Genomic DNA, 1,297 nt, shown 5'->3' on the forward strand with positions numbered 1-1,297 from the left:
CAACGAAGGACTCCCATCGGGACAAAGTGTGACCAGCTGACCGCAGCCGGCCGCACTCAGCGCCTGCTCGGCACCCGATGGGAGTCCTTCGTTGCGCTTGAACAGACTGACCGCGTATGTGACGGCGGTCCTGACCGCGGGCGCGTCCGTACTCTGCCTGGCACCGTCTGCCCAGGCCGCCACCCAGCGCGTCACCGCCGCCGACCTGGGCCCGGCCGGCCCCTGGCTCCGCCTCCAGGACCAGGGCCCCTCGACCAACCCGCCCGGTGTCCAGGAGGTGTCGCCGTTCGCCGATCCCGTCCACTGGAACGGCAGCCTGCACCTGGCCATCGGCCCCGGCCAGCAGTCGCAGGCCGCGCACTACTACACGGCGGGGGTCCAGCTGAGCACCGTCCTCGCCTCGGAGATCTCCTACGACTCCTACGTGGACAGCGCGCACACGACGACGACGGGCACCGGGCCCAACCTCCAGCTGCCCATGTTCTGCAACGGCGCATTCACCACGCTGAGCTTCCAGCCCCAGCTGGCCACGGACGCCGAGGGACGGCACGGGGTCGTCCCGGACATCTGGCAGCACTGGGACTCGGGCCCGTCGGGCATCTGGCGCACCTCCCGCGCGGTCGCGAGCTTCCCCGCCGGGGGCGACGCGCCGCTGAGCGACTTCGCCGCCGCGTGCACCGGTGCCACCAGCGGGGTGATCGGGCTGATCGGCAACGTGGGCAGCCTCGGCGACCCGGCCGCGTCGCTGGACACCTACGTGGACAACCTGACGGTGAACGGCACCACGTACGACTTCGCCGTCGACGGCACGGCCACCGCGCAGGTCGACCTCCACACCACGGCCACCGGGGTCGCCGGTACGGCCGTCTTCCACAGCCCCGCCGACGGGCCGGAGTTCGCCGACCCGGGCACCCGCCTGCTGATCAGCGCGAGCACCACCCCGGCGCCCGGGGACGTCCAGGTGACGATCGACGGCATCCCGGCGACCGTCACCAGCGAGGGCGGCCACCTGGTGGCCCAGCTCCCCGAGCCCCTCGCCGACCGCCTGCTCCCCGGCGGCACCCTCACCGTCCCCTTCACCATCACCCTCCCCGGCGGCACGGGCGGCGGCTACGGCTACGGCTACGGCGGTGGCGGCGGCGACCACGGCACCGTGACCGTCACTGCCCAGCTTCTGGCCCGCGGCTACCAGCCCCTCCAGCCGACGAACGTCAGCGCCGAGGACTCGATCACCTTCTGACCACCCTCGGCACACAGCCGGCCGCCACCGATCCCTGGTGGCGGCCGGCTGTGTGCC

1 protein-coding gene is annotated in these 1,297 nt (G+C 72.9%); it reads left to right on the plus strand.

What is annotated here, in order from left to right:
* The first annotated feature begins 97 nt into the window (after positions 1–97).
* Complete coding sequence (locus CCN72_RS35510; protein WP_086812493.1) at positions 98–1,240, plus strand: hypothetical protein; 1,143 nt, start codon at positions 98–100, stop codon at positions 1,238–1,240.
* Positions 1,241–1,297: the final 57 nt, after the last annotated feature.

The organism is Streptomyces murinus, assembly GCF_002154555.1.
GTDB lineage: Bacteria > Actinomycetota > Actinomycetes > Streptomycetales > Streptomycetaceae > Streptomyces > Streptomyces murinus.